General features: G+C 68.2%; 16 protein-coding genes. 2 read left to right on the top strand and 14 right to left on the bottom strand.

What is annotated here, in order from left to right:
- Positions 1–8: 8 nt before the first annotated feature.
- From rpsJ to OG371_RS19065, 6 genes are all read right to left on the bottom strand, one after another.
- A complete protein-coding gene (rpsJ, locus tag OG371_RS19090) occupies positions 9–314 on the bottom strand; it encodes a 30S ribosomal protein S10 (RefSeq protein WP_003102098.1) in 306 nt (101 codons plus the stop codon).
- A 492-nt stretch (positions 315–806) separates the two neighbouring features.
- Entirely contained in the window at positions 807–2,000 is a 1,194-nt protein-coding gene (gene tuf, locus OG371_RS19085; protein ID WP_091618493.1) for an elongation factor Tu, read from the bottom strand.
- A 126-nt stretch (positions 2,001–2,126) separates the two neighbouring features.
- Positions 2,127–4,226, bottom strand: a complete 2,100-nt coding sequence (gene fusA / locus OG371_RS19080; RefSeq protein WP_329071062.1) for an elongation factor G — start codon at positions 4,224–4,226, stop codon at positions 2,127–2,129.
- Positions 4,227–4,289: 63 nt separating this feature from the next.
- Entirely contained in the window at positions 4,290–4,760 is a 471-nt protein-coding gene (gene rpsG / locus OG371_RS19075; RefSeq protein ID WP_091618491.1) for a 30S ribosomal protein S7, read from the bottom strand.
- Positions 4,760–5,134 carry a 30S ribosomal protein S12 gene (gene rpsL, locus OG371_RS19070; protein ID WP_003102113.1) on the bottom strand — a complete coding sequence of 125 codons (375 nt, stop codon included), beginning with the start codon at positions 5,132–5,134 and terminating at the stop codon, positions 4,760–4,762. Before rpsL ends, rpsG begins: the two co-directional genes overlap by 1 nt.
- Positions 5,135–5,488: 354 nt before the next feature.
- Positions 5,489–5,635 (bottom strand): hypothetical protein, encoded by a 147-nt coding sequence (locus OG371_RS19065; RefSeq protein ID WP_329071060.1) that lies wholly within the window; start codon positions 5,633–5,635, stop codon positions 5,489–5,491.
- A 436-nt stretch (positions 5,636–6,071) separates the two neighbouring features.
- Between OG371_RS19065 and OG371_RS19060 the strand changes: the two genes are divergently transcribed.
- Positions 6,072–6,560 carry a GNAT family N-acetyltransferase gene (locus OG371_RS19060; RefSeq protein ID WP_329071058.1) on the top strand — a complete coding sequence of 163 codons (489 nt, stop codon included), beginning with the start codon at positions 6,072–6,074 and terminating at the stop codon, positions 6,558–6,560.
- 21 nt (positions 6,561–6,581) lie between these two features.
- On the opposite strand, the gene OG371_RS19055 is transcribed toward OG371_RS19060, so the two are convergent.
- The 5 genes from OG371_RS19055 to OG371_RS19035 form a co-directional block, all read right to left on the bottom strand.
- Positions 6,582–7,070, bottom strand: a complete 489-nt coding sequence (locus tag OG371_RS19055) for a hypothetical protein (protein WP_329071056.1) — start codon at positions 7,068–7,070, stop codon at positions 6,582–6,584.
- 76 nt (positions 7,071–7,146) lie between these two features.
- On the bottom strand, positions 7,147–7,395 hold the full coding sequence (locus OG371_RS19050) for a hypothetical protein (RefSeq protein ID WP_329071054.1): 249 nt from the start codon (positions 7,393–7,395) through the stop codon (positions 7,147–7,149).
- A gap of 20 nt (positions 7,396–7,415) precedes the next feature.
- The gene (locus OG371_RS19045; RefSeq protein ID WP_329071052.1) at positions 7,416–7,697 is read right to left on the bottom strand and encodes a hypothetical protein; all 282 of its coding nucleotides are present in this window, start codon (positions 7,695–7,697) and stop codon (positions 7,416–7,418) included.
- Between the two features lie 226 nt (positions 7,698–7,923).
- Positions 7,924–9,684 (bottom strand): hypothetical protein, encoded by a 1,761-nt coding sequence (locus OG371_RS19040; RefSeq protein WP_329071051.1) that lies wholly within the window; start codon positions 9,682–9,684, stop codon positions 7,924–7,926.
- A 118-nt stretch (positions 9,685–9,802) separates the two neighbouring features.
- Positions 9,803–11,662: a hypothetical protein gene (locus OG371_RS19035; RefSeq protein WP_329071049.1), complete on the bottom strand. Its 1,860-nt coding sequence runs from the start codon at positions 11,660–11,662 to the stop codon at positions 9,803–9,805.
- 569 nt (positions 11,663–12,231) lie between these two features.
- Here OG371_RS19035 and OG371_RS19030 point away from each other — a divergent pair.
- Complete coding sequence (locus OG371_RS19030; protein WP_329071047.1) at positions 12,232–13,713, top strand: hypothetical protein; 1,482 nt, start codon at positions 12,232–12,234, stop codon at positions 13,711–13,713.
- 56 nt (positions 13,714–13,769) lie between these two features.
- Here the strand turns inward: OG371_RS19030 and OG371_RS19025 are convergent, their stop codons facing one another.
- From OG371_RS19025 to rpoB, 3 genes are all read right to left on the bottom strand, one after another.
- A complete protein-coding gene (locus OG371_RS19025; protein ID WP_329071045.1) occupies positions 13,770–14,168 on the bottom strand; it encodes an SRPBCC family protein in 399 nt (132 codons plus the stop codon).
- 80 nt (positions 14,169–14,248) lie between these two features.
- Positions 14,249–18,160 (bottom strand): DNA-directed RNA polymerase subunit beta', encoded by a 3,912-nt coding sequence (locus tag OG371_RS19020; RefSeq protein ID WP_329071043.1) that lies wholly within the window; start codon positions 18,158–18,160, stop codon positions 14,249–14,251.
- A 132-nt stretch (positions 18,161–18,292) separates the two neighbouring features.
- A complete protein-coding gene (gene rpoB, locus OG371_RS19015) occupies positions 18,293–21,796 on the bottom strand; it encodes a DNA-directed RNA polymerase subunit beta (RefSeq protein WP_329071041.1) in 3,504 nt (1,167 codons plus the stop codon).
- Between the last annotated feature and the right edge of the window lie 225 nt (positions 21,797–22,021).

Below are 22,021 nucleotides of genomic sequence, written 5' to 3'. Positions count from 1 at the left end.
CCCAACGCTTACTGGATGTTGACGTCGACGCTCGCCGGCAGGTCGATGCGCATGAGCGCGTCGACCGTCTTCGGCGTCGGGTCGAGGATGTCGATCAGACGCTTGTGCGTGCGCATCTCGAAGTGCTCGCGCGAGTCCTTGTACTTGTGCGGCGAGCGGATGACGCAGTAAACGTTCTTCTCGGTGGGCAGCGGCACCGGCCCGACAACACGGGCGCCGGTGCGCGTGACCGTCTCCACGATCTTGCGCGCCGAGGTGTCGATCGCCTCGTGGTCGTAGGCCTTGAGCCGGATGCGGATCTTCTGTCCCGCCATGGTGGCTGCTCGTTCCTTCGTCGTCTCGTGCCGCTTGTCTGGTCAACCCGGGCCTGAGCCCCGGTTTCAGCAGTTCAACGGCCCTGTCCCCGGTCCACGCGGTCGGGCGTGTCGCGCCCGACGCACAGACGGATCCCGTGGGATCGTCCTGCCTGGTCTTCCTCAACGTGAGGTGGCCGCGGGCCGGCGTACCGGCCTCTGGCCTTTGCCCGCTAGCCGCACCCCGAAGGAAGAGCTGGACGGACCGTGGCCACTCGTACAGGGGCGGCCGGAACCCGTTGAGTCATTCGCACAACTCTGGGATTCGGCCGCCCCGGGACGAGCAACCTGATTAGTGTCGCACACGTGATTTGACGCCCCGAACCCGGGGGTGTACTGGCGTCCCGCGAGCCTGCGCGCATGACCTGCGCTAAGACTTGGGCGGTGGCGCGCGTCGTGTCCGCCTTGGCAGCCGCGACGCGCGTTCCAGCACCCCCGGGCGGGGCGCCTAAATCACTTGTTGATCTTGGTGACCTGGCCCGCGCCGACGGTCCGGCCACCCTCACGGATGGCGAACCGCAGGTTCTCGTCCATGGCGACCGGCTGGATCAGCTCCACCGAGATGTCGGTGTTGTCGCCCGGCATGACCATCTCCGTGCCCTCGGGGAGGGTCACGACGCCGGTCACGTCCGTGGTGCGGAAGTAGAACTGCGGGCGGTAGTTGTTGAAGAACGGGGTGTGACGGCCGCCCTCGTCCTTCGACAGGATGTAGACCCGGCCCTCGAAGCTCGTGTGCGGGGTGGTGGTGCCCGGCTTCACGACGACCTGGCCACGCTCGACGTCCTCGCGCTTGATGCCGCGCAGCAGGAGGCCGACGTTGTCGCCCGCCTGGCCCGAGTCGAGCAGCTTGCGGAACATCTCGACACCGGTGACAGTCGTCTTCTGCGACTTCTCCTTGATGCCGACGATCTCGACCTCTTCGTTGACGTTGACCACGCCACGCTCGACACGGCCGGTCACCACGGTGCCGCGGCCGGTGATCGTGAAGACGTCCTCGATCGGCATCAGGAACGGCTTCTCGAGCTCACGCACCGGGTCCGGCACGTTGTCGTCGACGGCGGTCATGAGCTCGAGAACGGCCTCGGCCCACTTCTCGTCGCCCTCGAGGGCCTTGAGGCCGGACACGCGCACGACCGGCGCGTCGTCGCCCGGGAACTCCTGCGAGGACAGCAGCTCGCGGACCTCCAGCTCGACGAGCTCGAGGATCTCCTCGTCGTCGACCATGTCGGCCTTGTTCAGCGCGACCACGATGTAGGGCACGCCGACCTGGCGGGCGAGCAGCACGTGCTCACGGGTCTGCGGCATCGGGCCGTCGGTCGCCGCGACCACGAGGATCGCGCCGTCCATCTGAGCGGCACCGGTGATCATGTTCTTGATGTAGTCCGCGTGGCCGGGAGCGTCCACGTGCGCGTAGTGACGCTTCTCGGTCTGGTACTCGACGTGCGAGATGTTGATCGTAATACCGCGCTGGCGCTCTTCGGGCGCGTTGTCGATCTGGTCGAACGCACGCGACTCGTTGAGCTCCGGGTACTTGTCGTGCAGAACCTTGGTGATCGCCGCGGTCAGAGTCGTCTTACCGTGGTCAACGTGACCGATGGTCCCGATGTTGACGTGCGGCTTGCTCCGCTCGAACTTCGCCTTCGCCACTGGAATGTCCTCCTGGACTGATTTCGCTTTTGTGCTCGTGGGCCGGCGTGGCTGCCGGCCCACGATATTTCTCGTCTGTGCTGCGGACGTTCAGGAGTGTCCCTTATGCCCGCGAGCGAACGGGGACTACTCCCCCGTCGCCTTCGCGATGATTTCCTTCGCGACGTTCGCGGGAACCTCGGCGTAGGAGTCGAACACCATGGAGTAGTTCGCACGACCCTGGGTGCGAGACCGCAGGTCGCCCACGTAACCGAACATCTCCGACAGCGGGACCAGTGCCTTGACGACACGGGTACCGGCGCGCTCCTCCATGGCCTGGATCTGGCCACGGCGGGAGTTGAGGTCGCCGATCACGTCGCCCATGTAGTCCTCGGGCGTCGTGACCTCGACGGCCATCATCGGCTCGAGGATGACCGGGCTGGCCTTCCTCGCGGCTTCCTTCATCGCCATCGAACCGGCGACCTTGAAGGCCATTTCCGAAGAGTCGACCTCGTGGTACGCACCATCCAACAAGGTGAACTTCAACCCGACGAGCGGGTAGCCGGCCAGGATGCCGTACTGCATGGCGTCCTGCGCGCCCGCGTCGACCGACGGGATGTACTCCCGCGGCACGCGGCCACCGGTGACCTTGTTGTCGAACTCGTAGAGAGCACCGTCGGTGCGCTCGAGCGGCTCCAGCTTCACGATGACCTTCGCGAACTGGCCGGAGCCACCGGTCTGCTTCTTGTGGACGTAGTCGAGCTTGTCCACCGTCTTGCGGATGGTCTCGCGGTAGGCCACCTGCGGCTTACCGATGTTCGCCTCGACCTTGTAGTCGGACTTCATCCGGTTGACGAGCACCTCGAGGTGCAGCTCGCCCATGCCGGCGATGATCGTCTGACCGGTCTCCTCGTCCAGCTTCACCTGGAACGTGGGGTCCTCTTCGGCCAGCTTCTGGATCGCCAGGGAGAGCTTCTCCTGGTCGGCCTTCGTCTTCGGCTCGATCGCGACCCGGATGACCGGCTCGGGGAACGTCATCGACTCCAGCACGACCGGGTTCTGCGCGTCGGCCAGGGTGTCACCGGTGGTGGTGTCCTTCAGGCCGATGACCGCGTAGATGTGGCCCACCTGGGCCTCTTCGACCGGGTTCTCCTTGTTGGAGTGCATCTGGAAGATCTTCCCGATGCGCTCCTTGCGCTCCTTCGTCGCGTTGACGACCTGCGCGCCGGCCGCGACCTTGCCCGAGTACACCCGGATGTAGGTCAGCTTGCCGAAGAACGGGTGCGCCGCGATCTTGAAGGCGAGCGCGGCGAACGGCTCGTCCACCGAGGGCTTGCGGGTGACCGGGGTCTCGCCGTCGGCGAGGAAGCCCTCGACCGGCGGCATGTCCAGCGGCGACGGCAGGTAGTCGACGACCGCGTCGAGCATGGGCTGCACGCCCTTGTTCTTGAACGCGGAGCCGGCCAGCACCGGGAAGACCTGACGGGCAATGGTGAGCTTGCGGATGCCGGACTTGATCTCGGCCTCCGTCAGCTCCTCGCCCTCGAGGAACTTCTCCATCAGCGTGTCGTCGGCCTCGGCGGCGGTCTCGACGAGCTTCTCGCGGTACTCCGCGGCCAGCTCGGCGAGCTCGGCCGGGATGTCCTCGACCGAGTAGTCCTCGCCCTTCTTGACCTCGCCGCGCCAGGTCAGCGCCTTCATGCGGACCAGGTCGACAACGCCCTCGAAGTCGTTCTCGGCACCGATCGGCAGCTGGATGACCAGCGGCCGGACGCCGAGGCGGTCGACGATGGTCTTCACGGTGTAGTAGAAGTCCGCGCCGAGCTTGTCCATCTTGTTGACGAAGCAGATGCGCGGGACGTCGTACTTGTCCGCCTGCCGCCAGACCTGCTCGGACTGCGGCTCGACGCCTTCCTTGCCGTCGAAGACCGCGACCGCGCCGTCGAGCACCCGGAGGTTGCGCTCCACCTCGACGGTGAAGTCGACGTGGCCCGGGGTGTCGATGATGTTGATCTGGTTGTCGTCCCAGAAGGTGGTGGTGGCAGCCGAGGTGATGGTGATGCCCCGCTTCTGCTCCTCCTCCATCCAGTCCATGGTGGCGGCGCCGTCGTGGACTTCACCGATCTTGTAGTTGACCCCGGTGTAGAACAGGATCCGCTCGGTGGTGGTGGTCTTACCGGCGTCGATGTGCGCCATGATCCCGATGTTGCGGACCTTGTTCAGGTCTGTCAGCACGTCACGTGCCACGAGAATGTTCCCCTGTCTCAAGCGTGGGGCCCGGCATGGCTTGGATCGGCAGCCGGGCGGAAATCACCAGCGGTAGTGCGCGAAGGCCTTGTTGGACTCGGCCATCTTGTGCGTGTCTTCACGGCGCTTGACGCTGGCCCCGAGGCCGTTGCTCGCGTCGAGCAGCTCGTTCTGCAGGCGCTCGATCATCGTCTTCTCGCGACGGGCCTGCGAGAAGGAGACCAGCCAGCGCAGCGCGAGGGTCGTGGAGCGGTTCGGCTTGACCTCGATCGGCACCTGGTACGTGGCGCCACCGACGCGTCGGCTCTTCACCTCGATGGTGGGCTTCACGTTGTCCAGGGCGCGCTTCAGCGTGACGACCGGGTCGGTGCCGGACTTCTCGCGGGCGCCTTCGAGGGCGCCGTACACGATGCGCTCGGCCAGCGAACGCTTGCCGTCCTTCAGCACCTTGTTCACCAGCTGGGTGACCAGCGGGGAGGCGTAGACGGGGTCGGAGATCAGCGGCCGCTTCGGGGCCGGACCCTTGCGGGGCATTAGCTCTTCTCCTTCTTCGCGCCGTAACGGCTGCGCGCCTGCTTACGGTTCTTCACACCCTGGGTGTCGAGAGAGCCGCGGATGATCTTGTAGCGGACACCCGGCAGGTCCTTCACTCGGCCACCGCGCACGAGCACCATCGAGTGCTCCTGGAGGTTGTGGCCCTCACCGGGAATGTAAGCCGTGACCTCGATGCCGCTGGTCAGCTTCACACGCGCGACCTTGCGCAGCGCCGAGTTCGGCTTCTTGGGGGTCGTGGTGTACACGCGGGTGCACACGCCACGACGCTGCGGGCTCCCCTTGAGGGCCGCGGTCTTCTGCTTGGCAGCCTTGTCCTGGCGGCCCTTGCGGACCAGCTGCTGGATCGTGGGCAATGGACCAGCTTCCTGTCGTGATCTTGCTTCTTCGTGTCTTCACCGGCCCCCGCGGTCGGGCGTGTCGGCCCGCGTCACGGTCTTTCGACCGGTAACTTCCCGGAGGGATTTCCGTCGGAACCCCACGTGAACCAGGCCGGTGAACCGGGTGCGCGAGCACCCCGCTCATGCCATACGGCACGCGGAGCGGCCCGACGCCTGCCGGGCACGGTCTCCAAAGATACCCGGCCACTTCCCGGCAGGTCCGGGCGGGGGGTCCGAAGGGACGGCGACCGCCCATCGTAACCCCAGCTGGGGCCCACGTGGGGGCACGACCGAACCGTCCCATAGGTCAGAACATGGCGGGACGAGCGCCTATTCCTCGTCCGGCTTGGCGTGGTCGGGCTTGCCCGGGTGCGGGTCGCGCGAGAGGTCGATCAGCGGGTGGACCCCGGCCCCCTCCGGCGCGGCGTGGCTCCCCTTGGGCTGGTCCTTCTTCTCTTCGGTCCCGTTGCCGTCCATTGACGCACTCCCCTTTGGTGTGGCGGTTTCCCCTTGCGGCTCGCACGGTACCCATTCCACGTTCGGGTGACACACATGGCCGTAACGCACCATTCGCGCCGTTTCTGTCGGGGTGGGCGGTCAGGATCGGGGGCAGAGGGCGCGGGAGGCGTCTTCGTCGAGGGGAGGGAGCGGTGTGGTGACAGGGAGGGTTCGGGCAGCTCGCGGGTGGGTCCGGCAGTGGTGCCGGGGGGCCGGTCCGCGGTTCGGGGGCTTTGGTGGCGCTTCGCCGGGTGCAGGGCGGCGTGCTCCCCCGAGCGGGGGAGCGAGGTGACGAACGCCTCGATGCTTGGCGGGCCTCGGCTGGCTCCGGCGGAGGCTGGTGGGCTCGCCGGGCGGCCGGGCGTGGCCTGGCCCGGGCGTGAATTTCGGTGGACAACCTGGTGACGATGGAGCGGTGAACGATAGCTGGACGATCACCGAGACCCCCATCGACCATCCGGACTCCCGGCTGATCATCCGGGAGTACATCGCCGAGATCGCCGCTCGGTACTGGGGCCGGCCGGTCACCGAGGCGGAGGTGGACATGGCGCTGACGGAGGACCCGATCGACGACCTGGTGGCGCCCACCGGCACCTTCCTCATCGCGCGCATGTCCGACGCCACGATGACCGGCTGCGTCGGCACGCGAGTGGAGCAGCCGGGCCTGGGCGTCCTGAAGCGGATGTACGTCCGCCCAGGCCACCGCGGGAATGGTGCCGGCGCCCTCCTGGTCGCGGCCGCCGAGGACGCTGCCCGGGCACTCGGCGCGACCGTCATGCGCCTGGACACCCGGGACGACCTCGTCGAGGCCCGAGCCCTCTACGCCCGCACCGGTTACACCGAGGTCGAGCCCTTCAACAACGACAAGTACGCGGAGCACTGGTTCTCGAAGAACCTGACCTGAACCAGCTTCGGTGGTGTCGGATCAGCTGAGGCGGCCGGCGCAGGAGGCGACCTCGCCGGGGGCCGACTTCTCCGTCTTGACCACCACGCCCCGGATGGAGATCCGGCATTCCACCGCACCGGCGCCCTGGCCCATCAGCTGGACGGTCGGCGGGACGCCCGTGTTCGGCCACGTCAGGTCTTTGCGCCACGGCAACGGGACGGACAGTTCCTGGTGCACCAGGCCCAGACCGTTCTCGTCGTAGACCACGGTGGCGGTGCCCGCGCCGGTGAGTTCGTAGGTGACCGGCCAGTCGTTCGAGGCGGCGGCCACCGAGGTGGACGGCGGGAGGGTGCGGGTCACCGTCTGGTCCGGGCCGCGTTGGGGCGCGGGCCTCGACGGCTCCCCCACCACGGCCACCGTGGCCGGCGCCGGGTCGCCGCCGCCCGAGCCGAGGATCACCACCACGGCCGCGACGGCCACCACCGCGATACCGGCGATCGCGAGCCTGCCGACGATCTGTCTGTCCACGTCCCCGTTCCTCTCGCCGAGGGGCCGGTGGCTCCCGCGCGGGAGCCACCGGCCGCCGTTACCGGGTGATCGCCGCTCAGTAACCGGCGGCGGGGGCCGGCAGGAGCTTGCCCGGCACACCGTTGATCGACTGGAGCAGGCCGAGCACCGGAACACCCAGCGGAGCGAACGTCCACAGGTTGTTCAGACCACTGGTGTCCGGCTCGTCGACCACGACAACACCCGGCTGGTCCGACGTCGCGGCCAGCGCCGGCATGGACGCACCGAGCACCCCGGCGCCCGCGAGCGCCACGATCGCGACGGTCCGCGTGAAGGTCTTCTTCATGGGATTTTCCTTTCGCTGGTTCAGGAAATCGGGGTGATGAGGTTGAACAGCGGCGCGAGCAACTCGGTCGGCGCCTGGACGGTCGGGCCGAGCAGCCCGCCCAGGTCGACGCCCGGGAGGGCCCAGATCGCCGTGCCGTCACCGGTCGGCAGGGCCGGGAGGCCAGCGGTCGGCAAGCTCGGCAACGCGGGCGAATCCGGTGCCGGTGCGGCGGGAGCGGCGTCGGCCACTCCCCCGGCGAGAGCGGCGAACGCGCCCGCCACAGCGAGCGGCAGCAGGACACGGGCGATGGTGCGTTTCATGGATTCCTCTCCTCGGAACACTTCGGGGACACTTCGGGGACACTTCGACGGCGCCACTTCGGTGGGGCACTTCTCCGCCCGGTTGAGCGGAATCCGCCCGCCGGGGCGGAAGATCGGGACCTCGCGGGTGAAGTCGGCTGACCAGCAACACCGGACCTGGCCGGTGGAATCCGCCGAGCAGCGCGCGGGACATGACCGGAGCGGTTGCCAACCAGCGGGCCGCGTCTCATCGCAGGAGTCCGCTGACCGGCACGATCGTCCCGTCCGGAACCCATTGGCCCGCGTAATCACGGGTCGCCTCCATGCCGGGGGCGTGCTGTTCGCCCGGGTACATGGGCATCGCGTTCACCTGCGCGGCGGCGTAGAGCTGGACTTCGCCGTTCACGGATTGCCACTGCGGGCCCAGCCAAGACCGGAAGCCGCCGATGGTGGGGCTTTCGCCGCCGAACGTGTTGCCGACCGTGACTGCGTAGCTCACCGCCAGCTGGTCGCGCGGGTCGAAGCGCAGGGGCATCGACGAACTGGCCACGGCGTTCACGATGGGGCCGTTCAGGAGCCACGGCGCGAGGTACAGGCCGTACTGGTGCGTCGGCTTGAGGCGTTGCGATTCGGCGGCCCGCGTCATCGCCAGGTAGCCGTCCGACCAGCCCGAGACGACCACCAGGGCGGTGTCCGCGCCGGCGTCCTTTTGCACGGGCAGGCCGAGGCGCGCGGCGGTGTCGCGCACCAGCCGGGCGGCCGCCACCCCGCGGGGCGACGAATCCTCGACCAACGTGATCGCCGACGGCCTCCGGCCGGCCAGGAACTCGACCAGCTTCACCAGCGCGCCGCTGTCCTCGGGCGAAAGGGCGTCGGACGGGCAACTTGTGAGGACGTCGTGCTTCTCGGCCACCAAGCCGCCGAGCGCGGCCGAGGCGCATTCGGGCGCGTCGGCGTCGGCGATGACCGGGCCCGGCGCGGTGCCGGCGTCCACTTCGACGGTGGTGGTGGCGTCGCCGCGTTTGATCACCAGGGAACTGCGGCCGGGCGGGAGATCGACGTCGGCCCAGGTGCCCTCGGCGCCGCCGCGCGCGACGGCGGGTGAGATCAGGCCGCCCTCGGCGCCGGCGGAAAGGCCTTCACCGGCGCCGGGCGGGAAGTGCACGAGGTTGCGCCCCGGCCGTTGCGGGCTGAGCAGCACGGGCACCGAACCGCCTCCGACGGTCGCGTCGGCCAGCAGCGGCACCCCGGGGATCGGCAACGGCGGCGGCTGCGGCACCGCCGCGAGCGCGCTCCACGCGACGAAACCCGCCGCGACGCCGAGCACGCCATACCGGTACACACGCGTGGAACCGTTGCGGGACAACAGGATTCCGGACAGCACGGCGACCATGGCCGGCAGCGCGACCACGACAAGCAACGCGATGCCGAACAGCGACTCGTACAGCCGCCGGTCGAACCCGACGCCGGACAGCACCAGCTGCACGACGCCCGCGAACGTCAGCAGCCCGCCGAGCGTCACGGACAGCGGGCCGACGCGGAACTGCGTCGCGCGCCACTGCTCCGCCGGCACCCAGGCCGAAAGCAGCGTGATGCCGAACCACAGCGCGGCGGCGGCGACGTACACGGTGTCGATGGCGAAGTCGATGCCCGAGCCGTCGAGTGAGGTCTCCAGGACTACGAGCACCACCAGCGCCAGCGACGCCCACCGGCCAGCGGAAGGCCAGCGCAGCAGCACCGGCACGGCCAGCGCGAGCAGGATGTGGATGATCAGGGCGGCGAGGTTCACCTCGACCGTGGCCGCGGAAACCGCCGCGAGCACCGCGGACAGCAGGCCCAGCCCGCTGACGGTCAGCCACAGCTTCCGCGGCAGGTCACCCACGAGCGGGCGGAGAATCCCGGTGCCGGCAAGGAACGCGGTGGCCAGCAGCAGCACCAGCCGCAGCACCAGCGCGGTGATGTCCACTCCGGACGAACCGGTGCTCACCGGCGTGACGTGGTGATCCATGGAGACCTTCCGGGGAACGGAGGAGCCAGCGGGACCGGTGTCCCGAAAGCCGGGACAGCGGCGGGAAAGGAACCCGCGGCCGGCCGGCGGCTACAGCCGGCCGGCCACGGGCGAGGGGTCACTTCACGTTCTGGTCCGCGACCACGAACAGCTCCGAGTGCGGCTTCGCGTTGCCGAAGTCCCCGTGGGGCCAGGACTTGCGGTTGAAGTTGATGCCGACCTGGCCGGTGAACTCGTCCCGGAAGTTCTGGTCCACCGAGACCTTGCCGTCCGGCGAGAGGTTCAGCAGGTTGACCTTGTGGTCACCGTCCAAACCGGACCGGGCGACGAAGTAGTTCGACACCGCGAGGTGCTGCGGCTGCGTGGTTTCGTGGTAGAAACCGTCGCTGCCGAGCGCGAAGTTGTCGTACGCGCCCCAGTGCGGCCCGGCCGCCGCGGTGCCCGGGTTGATCGGCGCGGCGCCGACGACGGTGGGCAGATCGTCCCCGCCGCCCTGCTGCGCCTTCTCCTTGGTGTCGATGCGGCCCTTGATGTCGTCGACGTTGTCGCCGGCGGCCAGCAGCTTCTGGATGTCGAGCACGTACACGCCGCCGGTGGTGCCGGGGTCGTCCGCCGAGAGGGTGCCCTTCTGGCGGCCGACGATGGCGCGGTACAGGAACCGGTCGTCCGGGCTCGTCTGGATCCAGCCGCCGTTGGAGCTGGCGCCGTTCGAGTCGTTCTGCGCGTACATCGCCTTGTTGGCGGCGCCGTCGTCGAACACCTCGATCCAGTGCGGCTCCTTCGCCGTGATGTCCGGCGTGTAGAACACCGCCCCGCCCTGCATGGTTTCGGCGAACGCGCCCTTGTGCCCGGGCAGGTTCGTCACCGTGGTCTCCATCGCCGCCCGGCTTTCCGAGTGCAGCGGGTCGGCCGGGTCGGCGCGCGGGCCGTCCGGCAGGTACGACACGGTCTTCAGCTTCGGGTGGTTGCGGTCGGAGATGTCCCAGGTGCGGATGGTCGGCCGCCGCAGGTACGGCGACGGCTGCTTCACCGGGTCGAGGATGATGTTGCGCGGTTCGGCGTAGTCACTGGTGACCAGCGTGTTCAGGTCCTCGCGGGCCTGGACGCCGTGCGGGTTCGCGCAGGACGGCTTGCCCAGCTGCGGGAGGTTGTCGCACAGCTTCGCGTTGTCCCCCTGCGGAGTTGCCGCCGGGTTCTGCGACAGCACCTGCGCGTTCTGGTCGAAGTGCACGACCTCGCCGGGGCTGCCCGCGAAGCCGTTGCCGATCTGCGTGGAGCCGTCCTGGTAGGTGTACGGCCCCGGGACGACCGGGCCGCCCATGTACGTGCCGTACGCCGAGCCGTCCTTGAGCACCCAGTAGGCGTCCGGGACCGAGCCGCCGAGCGTCTGCGTCGGCAGGCTGACGCCCTTGAGCTTCAGCTGCGGCAGCGCGCTGACGTCGAACGCGTACGTCGCCGCGGCGAACAGCGCGCCGGCGTAGATCGTGTTGCCCTTGTGCCACACGTACTGCATGTGGTGCGGCTCGTTCTCGACCAGCGGCCCGACGGTGGCGGTGTTCACCACCTTGCCGTACGTCGCCGAGCCCTGCGTCGCGTCGATCACGGCGAGGAAATCGGGGCCGGGCAAGGCGTTCTTCACCTTGTTCAGGCCGCCGCCGAGCGAGCCGGGCAGGTTCTTGACGTCCTTCACCACGGTGTCGGCGATGTTCTCGTCACCGGCCCACACCAGCAGCCACTTCTTCGGGGTGCCGCCCGCGCGGGACTGCGCGGCCAGGTCCTTGGTGACCAGGTGGTTCTGCACCCAGTACTGCTTGCCGTCGGCGCCGGCCTTCGAATCGGTGAGGACCTGGACGTCGGCGTACGCGCTGGTGGTGGCGCCGGTGTACGTCACCGCGGCGACGGCGAGCGCCAGCGCGAGGGTGCCCGTCAGCGCTTTCCGCCATCGGGGCGGGGCACCCGAGGAGGAGCTGAATCGCATTGTGTCTCCCTGTTCTCAGTAATGCGAAAATGCCGAGCGGACGCGACGAACTCGCGAATGCCGAGAAGCTCAGCACCCGCTTGAAGCGTTACCGCACAAGGGAAAGAGTCGCGTCCAGTCGACGGGAATTGATTCAGAAGTCCCTACACAGCGCGCTGGCCTGCTGGCGCAGGTCGACGTGCCGGCGCCACACCAAGGCGACAGGAGAGGGCATGCGCGAAATCGTCTTGCGAATCGGACTTACTGTCAATCTTGTGATCAACGGCTGGAACGTCCGTCAAAGGGGTGAATATCCCACGACCTGGACCGACTTGCGCCCCCTCGTTACGCCGAACGGGTGGCAGCATTTCGCGACCTGCGATAGCCCGTTCGGCGGTGTCACGAGTAGTCACAATGGCGCCCGGCGACGGACCGTTTGCCCATTATGTTCGTGACCGTTTCGTGACCGAATCCCGGGAACTCAGGCGGCTGACCTGGATCAGCAGCCGAGGTGGCGCGGTGGGGCTCACGGCACGAAGGGAGGTAAGCGGCATAATCGGCGCATCAGCAACCTCGACCTGGACCGGTGAATGGACGACCTGCTCGACCCCTGGTTCATCGTCGGTGGCTACGCGATCGCGTTTGTCCTGATGCAGCTGGCCGGGTGGTGGGAAAAACGCGGCACGGTGGCGTCGGCGGTCTGTTATGCCCTGTGCGGCACCGTGGTGTCGGAGACCTCGCTGTACTGGCTCTCGGCCGGCACCGGCAGCTCGGTGCCGCAACTGGTGTGGATCGCCTTCCCGCTGGTCTTCACCGCGTTCGTGGCGTGGCGGGGCTGGCGGCAGCAGACCTGGATCCGGTGGCTGGACCCGGTCGAGGAGCCGACCTTCGGGGTACTGCCGCACAACGGTCACGCCGTGCGCCTCGGCCACCCGGACCTGCTGCCCCCGCGCCGGACGGTCGAGTTCGGCCATCAGGGCCACCAGCTGCTCGGCGTCGAGTACTCGACCAGCCCGCCGGGGCGCTCGGGTGGAGCCGTCAAGCTGGCTGAGCAGATCGACTCGATCTACGCGATGGTCGAGCTGCGGACCCCGGTGGTGCCGACCCTGGTGATCCGGCCGAACACCAAGGCGTTCGAACCGGAGCACTTCACCCCGCTGGAGGACGCCCGGATCACCCGCAACTACTTCGGCTGGCTGGACCCCGTCGCGCCCAAGCGGGAATCCATCGAGATCAACGCCGAGTTCGACCGCCGGTTCTCCGTGTCCACCGACGACCCGGAGTTCGCCGCGGCCGTGCTGACCATCGAGGTCCGCGCGCTGATCCTGAACGACCCGTGGTTCCGCGTGCGCCCGGTCGCGTTCGGCGGCGACGCGATGTGGACCATCGAATCGGGCGGGTTGACCGAGGACCGGATGTTCGGCAACTCCCGCCGGCTCGCCATCCTCGCCGCGGCCGTGCCGGCCCCGGTGTGGGAGGTGTGGGGCGACCCGGCGTTCAGCTCGGTGGCCGCCGGCTCCGACACGAGCTACACCGGCTGGAACGGCAAGCGCGGTGGTGTCGTCCGCACACCGGTGAACCGGCGGCGCGAGGCCGCGGACCGGCAGCCGGTTACCTCGGTGTCGCTGACCATGCGCTCGCTGATCGCGCTGGGCCTGCTGGTGGGCGGCCTGTTGCCGATCGGCAACTCGGTGGCGGCGATGACCGGCCTTGCCACCGAAACGCACCTGGTCGTCACCGCTACCTACGTCGGTACCTCGTGTCCGGTGTCCGACAACGGCTGCCAGAACTCAAGCGATCGGGTCCACGGCACCTACGAACTCGGCGGCACCACCCACGAGGTCACTACCCAGTGGTACGGCTCCCTGCCCAAGCGAGGTGACGTCGTCGACATCGCGGTGGGACCGCTGTGGTGGCGCCCCGTACTCGAGAGCAACCGCGCGTCGGTGATCACCCTCTTGTATGGCCTGATCCCCCTGGTCCTCGGCGGGGGCCTCGCGAAGGCGACCTACCGGCCACGACCGCCACGCCGGATTCGCAAGCTACGCAAGGAAAAGGCCGCGCGCGTCTGAACCCTCGTGAGTGTTGAGGACGGTTAGAACCGTCCGCAACACTCACGAGCGCCAGCTCAGGATGTCTCCAGCAGTTCCTTCAACCGTGCCAGCTCCACCTCGAGGACCCGCCCCTGGTCGGCGAGGACGTCCGCCGCCGCCGACTCCGGCAGCAGCAGCGTGAAGACGAACTCGGCGCCGTCGCCGTTCGCGAACGTGCGGGTGTGCGCCACCGTGACCGAGCCGTCCCCGGCGGTCAGGTGGAAGTCCACGGTCCCGGCGGCGGCCGCGACCACCGGCGAAACCTGAAGGGTGCCGCGGCTGGTCTCCGCCACCCACGCTCCCCCGGACGGCCTCACGGACTTCGCGAACTCCGGCGCGTAACGCGGCATCGTCTCCGGGTCCGCGACGAACGCCACCACGTCCGCCGGCCGAGCCGCGATCCCGATCGACCTGGTCACACCTTGTCGCAGCATGACGCCACCCTAGCCCGGGCAACGAAAGAGCCCCCACCCCGGCGGACCGGGATGGGGGCCTCTTCTCGTCAGCTAGCGGATCAGCGGAAGTCGCGACCGAAGTCGTAGTCGTCCAGCGGAACCGCGGCACCGGTGCCCGAACCGAACACGTCCGGGGTGTAGTAGCCGTCGTCGTAGGACGGGATCGCGTACGCCGCGACCCGCGCCTCCTCGGTCGGCTGCACCTGGATGTTCCGGTAGCGGTTGATGCCCGTACCGGCCGGGATCAGCTTACCGATGATCACGTTCTCCTTGAGGCCCACGAGCTTGTCCGAGCGGCCGTTGATGGCCGCGTCGGTCAGCACGCGAGTGGTCTCCTGGAACGACGCCGCCGACAGCCACGAGTCCGTGGTGAGCGACGCCTTCGTGATCCCCATCAGCACCGGGCGACCCGAGGCCGGCTCGCCGCCCTCGGCCACCGACGCCCGGTTCGTCGCCTCGAACTTGGTCCGCTCGGGCAGCTCGCCCGGCAGGAAGTCCGTGGCACCGGAGTCGATGATCGTCACGCGGCGCAGCATCTGCCGCACGATGACCTCGATGTGCTTGTCGTGGATCGACACACCCTGGGCGCGGTACACCTTCTGCACCTCGTCCACGAGGTGCATCTGCGCCTCGCGCGGACCCATGACCCGCAGGACCTCGTGCGGGTCCGGCGTGCCCTCGAGCAGCTGCTGGCCGACCGACACGTGGTCGCCGTCGCCCAGCGGGCCGTTCGCGGTGTTGGCGAGCCGCTGCCGCTTGGACAGCTTGTCGAAGACGATCTCCTCCGACCCGTCGTCCGGGATCAGGGTGATCTTCCAGAACCGCTCGCTCTCCTCGATCCGCACGCGGCCGTCGACGTCCGCGATCGGCGCCTTGCCCTTCGGCACGCGAGCCTCGAACAGCTCGGTGACACGGGGCAGACCGGTCGTGATGTCGTCACCGGCGACACCACCCTGGTGGAACGTACGCATCGTCAGCTGCGTGCCCGGCTCACCGATCGACTGGGCGGCGACAATGCCGACCGCCTCGCCGACGTCGACGAGCTCACCCGTCGCCATCGAACGGCCGTAGCAGGTCGCGCACACGCCGACCGCCGACTCGCAGGTGAGCACGGAGCGCACCTTGACCTTGGTGATGCCGCTGGAGATGAGCTTGTCCAGCGCCGGGTCGCCGACGTCGTCACCGGCGTTGAGCACGACGTTGCCCTTGGCGTCCACCGCGTCCGTCGCGAGGTTCCGCGCGTACACGCTGGTCTCGACGTGCTGGTCGCGCGCGACCTTGCCGTCGCCGAGGTCCTCGCCGATCGGCATGTTGATGCCGCGGGTGGTGCCGCAGTCGACCTCGCGGACGATGACGTCCTGCGAGACGTCCACCAGACGACGGGTCAGGTAACCCGAGTCGGCGGTCCGCAGGGCCGTGTCCGCCAGGCCCTTACGGGCACCGTGCGTCGCGATGAAGTACTCCGCCACCGACAGGCCTTCACGGAAGTTGGCCTTGATCGGACGCGGGATGTACTCGCCCTTCGGGTTCGACACCAGGCCACGCATACCGGCCAGCGACCGGACCTGCGTCATGTTGCCCGCCGCACCCGACTTCACGATGATCGCGATCGGGTTGTCGTCCGGCAGCGCCGTCTCCATGATCTTGTGGACCTCTTCGGTGGCCTGCGTCCACACCTTGACGAGCTCGTTGTTGCGCTCGGTGTGCGACAGCTGACCACGCTGGTACCGCTTCTCGACCTGGTCGGCCTTGCCCTCGTACTCGTCGAGGATGGCCTTCTTGCCGACCGGGGTCAGCACGTCCGAGATGGCCACCGTGACGCCGGAGCGCGTCGCCCAGTAGAAGCCGGCGTCCTTCAGCCGGTCCAGGGTCTGCGCGACCTGCGTCATCGAGTACCGCTCGGCGAGGTCGTTCACGATCGCGGCCTGACGCTTCTTCGGCATCGGCTCGTTGATGAACGGGTAGTCCGCCGGCAGCAGCTCGTTGAACAGCACGCGGCCCAGGGTCGTCTCGGCCAGCCAGGTCTTGCCCGGCTCCCAGCCGCCCTCCGCGAGCCGCGCCTCGTCGGCCTTCGCCGGCTGACGGTCGGACACGCGGATCTTGATCGGGGCGTGCAGGCTCAGCGCCTTGAGGTCGAAGGCCATGATGGCCTCGGCCGGCGAGGAGTACGCGCCGCCCGCGCCGTCGGCCTTCTCGTTCAGCCGGGTCAGGTGGTACAGACCGGTCACCATGTCCAGTCGCGGCATGGCGAGCGGGCGGCCCGAGGCCGGCGACAGGATGTTGTTCGCCGACAGCATCAGGATCCGGGCCTCGGCCTGCGCCTCGGCCGACAGCGGCAGGTGCACCGCCATCTGGTCACCGTCGAAGTCCGCGTTGAACGCCTCGCAGACCAGCGGGTGCAGCTGGATGGCCTTGCCCTCGACCAGCTGCGGCTCGAAGGCCTGGATGCCGAGGCGGTGCAGGGTCGGCGCGCGGTTCAGCATCACCGGGTGGCCGGTGATGACCTCTTCGAGCACGTCCCACACCTGCGGGCGCGAGCGCTCCACCATCCGCTTGGCGGACTTGATGTTCTGCGCGTGGTTCAGGTCGACCAGCCGCTTCATCACGAACGGCTTGAACAGCTCGAGCGCCATGTCCTTCGGCAGACCGCACTGATGCAGCTTCAGCTGCGGCCCGACGATGATGACCGAACGGCCCGAGTAGTCCACGCGCTTGCCGAGCAGGTTCTGGCGGAACCGGCCCTGCTTGCCCTTGAGCAGGTCGGACAGCGACTTCAGCGGGCGGTTACCGGGACCGGTCACCGGGCGGCCGCGGCGGCCGTTGTCGAACAGCGCGTCGACGGCCTCCTGCAGCATCCGCTTCTCGTTGTTCACGATGATCTCGGGCGCGCCGAGGTCGATCAGCCGCTTGAGCCGGTTGTTGCGGTTGATCACGCGGCGGTACAGGTCGTTCAGGTCCGAGGTGGCGAACCGGCCACCGTCGAGCTGGACCATCGGACGCAGGTCCGGCGGGATCACCGGGACGGCGTCGAGCACCATGCCGCGCGGGTCGTTGCCGGTCGCCTGGAACGCGGCGACGACCTTGAGCCGCTTCAGCGCGCGGAGCTTCTTCTGCCCCTTGCCGTTGCGGATGGTGTCGCGCAGGTTGTCGGCCTCCGCGGCGACGTCGAACTCGGTGGCCAGCTTCTGGATGGCCTCCGCGCCCATGCCGCCGGTGAAGTACTCGCCGTAGCGGTCGACCAGCTCGCGGTACAGCAGCTCGTCGGCGATCAGCTGGCGGGTGTCCAGCTTCGTGAAGGTCGTCCAGACCTCCTCGAGCCGGTCCAGCTCGCGGCCGGCGCGGTCGCGCAGCTGGCGCATCTCACGCTCGCCGCCCTCCTTGACCTTGCGGCGCACGTCGGACTTGGCGCCCTCGGCCTCCAGCTCGGCCAGGTCGGCTTCCAGCTTCTGCGCACGGGCCTCGATGTCCGAGTCACGCTTGGTCTCGAGGTTCTTGCGCTCGACGCCGATCTCGTTCTCGAGGGTCGGCAGGTCGGTGTGGCGCAGCTCGGTGTTCACGCCGGTGATGACGTAAGCAGCGAAGTAGATGATCTTCTCGAGGTCCTTGGGCGCCAGGTCGAGCAGGTAGCCCAGGCGGGACGGAACACCCTTGAAGTACCAGATGTGGGTGACCGGCGCGGCCAGCTCGATGTGGCCCATCCGCTCACGGCGCACCTTGGCGCGAGTCACCTCGACGCCGCAGCGCTCACAGATGATGCCCTTGAAGCGGACCCGCTTGTACTTGCCGCAGTAGCACTCCCAGTCCCGGGTCGGGCCGAAGATCTTCTCGCAGAAGAGGCCGTCCTTCTCGGGCTTGAGCGTGCGGTAGTTGATGGTCTCCGGCTTCTTGACCTCGCCGAAGGACCACTGACGGATGTCGTCGGCGGTGGCGAGGCCGATGCGGAGCTCATCGAAAAAGTTGACGTCCAGCACTAGACCGCCTCCCCGAACTTACTGGTGTGGTTGCGCTGCGAAGAAAGGTTGCGACTCATATTTCCCTCGGTCGGCCTGCGTCACGGTCCCCTGAGGTTCCGTGACGCAGGCCCAGACTAGGCGGGCTGCTAGTTAGTGGACGACGTCGTCAACGCTGGGCGACTCGTTGCGGGACAGGTTGATGCCGAGGTTCGCCGCGGCGCGCTCGAGGTCCTCGTCGTCGGAGTCGCGCATCTCGATCGCCGCACCGTCGCTGGAGAGCACCTCGACGTTCAGGCACAGCGACTGGAGCTCCTTCAGGAGCACCTTGAACGACTCCGGGATGCCCGGCTCGGGGATGTTCTCCCCCTTGACGATCGCCTCGTACACCTTGACGCGGCCCACCACGTCGTCCGACTTGATCGTCAGCAGCTCCTGCAGCGTGTAGGCAGCGCCGTACGCCTGCATCGCCCAGCACTCCATCTCACCGAAGCGCTGGCCACCGAACTGCGCCTTACCACCCAGCGGCTGCTGCGTGATCATCGAGTACGGGCCGGTGGAGCGGGCGTGGATCTTGTCGTCGACCAGGTGGTGCAGCTTCAGGATGTACATGTAGCCGACCGAGACCGGGTACGGGTACGGCTCGCCGGAGCGGCCGTCGAGCAGCGTGGCCTTGCCGTTCTCCTTGACCATGCGCTCGCCGTCGCGGTTCGGCTTGGTCGAGCCGAGCAGCCCGGTCAGCTCCTCCTCCTTCGCGCCGTCGAACACCGGGGTGGCGGTGTTCGTGTTCGGCGCGACGTCGTAGAGCTCCTGGTTGAGGTTGGCGGCCCAGCTCGGGTCGCCCTCGATCGTCCAGCCCTGCGAGGCCAGCCAGCCCAGGTGCAGCTCGAGGATCTGGCCGATGTTCATCCGTCGCGGCACACCGTGGGTGTTCAGGATGATGTCGACCGGGGTGCCGTCCTCCATGAACGGCATGTCCTCGACCGGCAGGATCTTGCCGATGACGCCCTTGTTGCCGTGCCGGCCGGCGAGCTTGTCGCCCGGCTGGATCTTGCGCTTCTGGGCCACGTAGACGCGGACCAGCTCGTTGACGCCCGGGGGCAGCTCGTCGTCGTCCTCGCGCGAGAACACGCGGATCCCGATGACCTTGCCGGTCTCGCCGTGCGGCACCTTCAGCGAGGTGTCGCGGACTTCGCGGGCCTTCTCGCCGAAGATCGCGCGGAGCAGGCGCTCCTCCGGGGTCAGCTCGGTCTCGCCCTTGGGCGTGACCTTGCCGACCAGGATGTCGCCGTCGCGGACCTCGGCGCCGATCCGGATGATGCCGCGCTCGTCGAGGTCGGCGAGCACCTCCTCGGAGACGTTCGGGATGTCCCGGGTGATCTCCTCGGCGCCCAGCTTGGTGTCGCGGGCGTCGATCTCGTGCTCCTCGATGTGGATCGACGTGAGCACGTCGTCCTGCACCAGGCGCTCGGAGAGGATGATCGCGTCCTCGTAGTTGTGGCCCTCCCACGGCATGACCGCCACGAGCAGGTTCTTGCCCAGCGCCATCTCACCGTTCTCGGTGGACGGGCCGTCGGCGATGACCTGCCCCTGCTCCACCCGGTCGCCCTCGTTGACGATCGGGCGGTGGTTGAAGCAGGTGCCGTGGTTGGAGCGGCGGAACTTGTACAGTCCGTAGCTCTTCCGCGTGCCGTCGTCGTGCATGATCGTGATGATGTCCGCGGACAGCTCCTCGACCACGCCGGCCTGCTCGGCGACCAGCACGTCACCGGCGTCGACCGCGGCGCGAAGCTCCACGCCGGTGCCCACGTACGGCGCCTGGTTGCGCAGCAGCGGCACGGCCTGGCGCTGCATGTTCGCGCCCATCAGCGCGCGGTTCGCGTCGTCGTGCTCGAGGAACGGGATCATCGCCGTCGCGACCGAGACCATCTGCCGCGGCGAGACGTCCATGTAGTCGATGTCGAGCGGGTCGATCAGCTCGACCTCGCCGCCCTTGCGACGGCCGAGGACCTTGTTCTCGACGAAGTGGCTGTCCTCGGTCAGTGGCGCGTTGGCCTGCGCCTTGACGTACCGGTCTTCCTCGTCCGCGGTCAGGTAGTCGACCTGGTCGGTGACCCGGCCCTCGACGACCTTGCGGTACGGCGTCTCGATGAAGCCGAACGGGTTGACCCGCGCGTACGAGCAGAGCGAGCCGATCAGGCCGATGTTCGGGCCTTCCGGCGTCTCGATCGGGCACATGCGGCCGTAGTGCGACGGGTGGACGTCGCGGACCTCCATGCCGGCGCGCTCACGGGACAGGCCACCGGGGCCGAGGGCCGACAGACGCCGCTTGTGCGTCAGGCCCGACAGCGGGTTGTTCTGGTCCATGAACTGCGACAGCTGCGAGGTGCCGAAGAACTCCTTGATCGCCGCGCCGATCGGGCGGATGTTGATCAGGGTCTGCGGGGTGATCGCCTCGACGTCCTGCGTGGTCATGCGCTCGCGCACCACGCGCTCGGTGCGGGAGAGGCCGACCCGGATCTGGTTCTGGATCAGCTCGCCCACCGTGCGCAGGCGACGGTTGCCGAAGTGGTCGATGTCGTCGGTCTCGACCGGCACCTCGACGTCGTTCACGCTGGTCATCTTGTCCTCGCCGGCGTGCAGCCGGACCAGGTACTCGATGGCGCTGACGATGTCCTCTTCGGTCAGCGTGCCCGTGTCGTACGGGGTGGTCAGGCCGAGCTTCTTGTTGACCTTGTACCGGCCGACCTTGGCCAGGTCGTAGCGCTTCGGCTTGAAGAACAGGTTCTCCAGCAGCGTCTGCGCGCTTTCCTTGGTGGGGGGCTCGCCCGGGCGCAGCTTGCGGTAGATGTCGAGCAGCGCCTCGTCGGTGCCGGCCGTGTGGTCCTTCTCGAGGGTGGCGAGCAGCGTCTCGGAGAACGAGAAGCGCTCGCGGATCGCCTCGGTGGTCCAGCCGAGCGCCTTCAGCAGCACGGTGACCGGCTGGCGGCGCTTGCGGTCGATCCGGACGCCGACGGTGTCGCGCTTGTCGACGTCGAACTCGAGCCACGCGCCGCGGCTCGGGATCACGCGCACGCTGAAGACGTCCTTGTCGGTCGTCTTGTCGACACTGCTGTCGAAGTACACGCCCGGAGAACGCACCAGCTGGGACACGACGACCCGCTCGGTGCCGTTGATGATGAACGTGCCCTTGTCCGTCATCACCGGGAAGTCGCCGAGGAAGACCGTCTGGCTCTTGATCTCGCCGGTGTTGTTGTTGACGAACTCCGCCGTGACGAACAGCGGGGCCGCGTAGGTCATGTCCTTGTCCTTGCACTCCTCGATCGAGGCCTTGACCTCGTCGAAGCGCGGGGCGGAGAAGGACAGCGACATGGAACCGGAGAAGTCCTCGATCGGGGAGATCTCGTTGAGGACCTCCTCCAGGCCGCCGACCGGGTTCTCTTCACCTTCGTTGACGCGGCGCTCGAACCACGCCTCGGCTCCGGTGAACCACTGGAACGACTGAAGCTGCACGTCCAGCAGGTTGGGGGTGTTCAGGGGCTCGCGAATCTTTGCGAAAGAGACTCGCTTGGGTGCGCCGGGGATACCTGTGGACTCCGAGCGAGATACAGCCGAGGTGGTCGCAGCAGTGGCCTGGTTCGCGGGAGAGACTGCCAAGATGCGTCCTTCCGGGGACAATGAGCGGTGAGCAGCCGCGATGGCAACAGCTGTCGCGGACTGTTCAAGGGTGCCGTGTGCCCACTACTCTAACTACCGGCTCCGGGCAGCCTGAAAGAGGGCAGCGCAAAGAGCCAGTCTAGCCCGAGCATCGCGGTCTGTCCAGGGGGCGCTCCCGATGGGGCCCAGCCTGCTGCGCAACGCTCCCAGCAATGCTTCGTAATG

It is taken from the genome of Amycolatopsis sp. NBC_01480, assembly GCF_036227205.1.
Classification (GTDB): Bacteria; Actinomycetota; Actinomycetes; order Mycobacteriales; family Pseudonocardiaceae; genus Amycolatopsis.
Note: the sequence above shows the minus strand (reverse complement) of the source record. Positions and strands in the feature narration are given on the sequence as shown.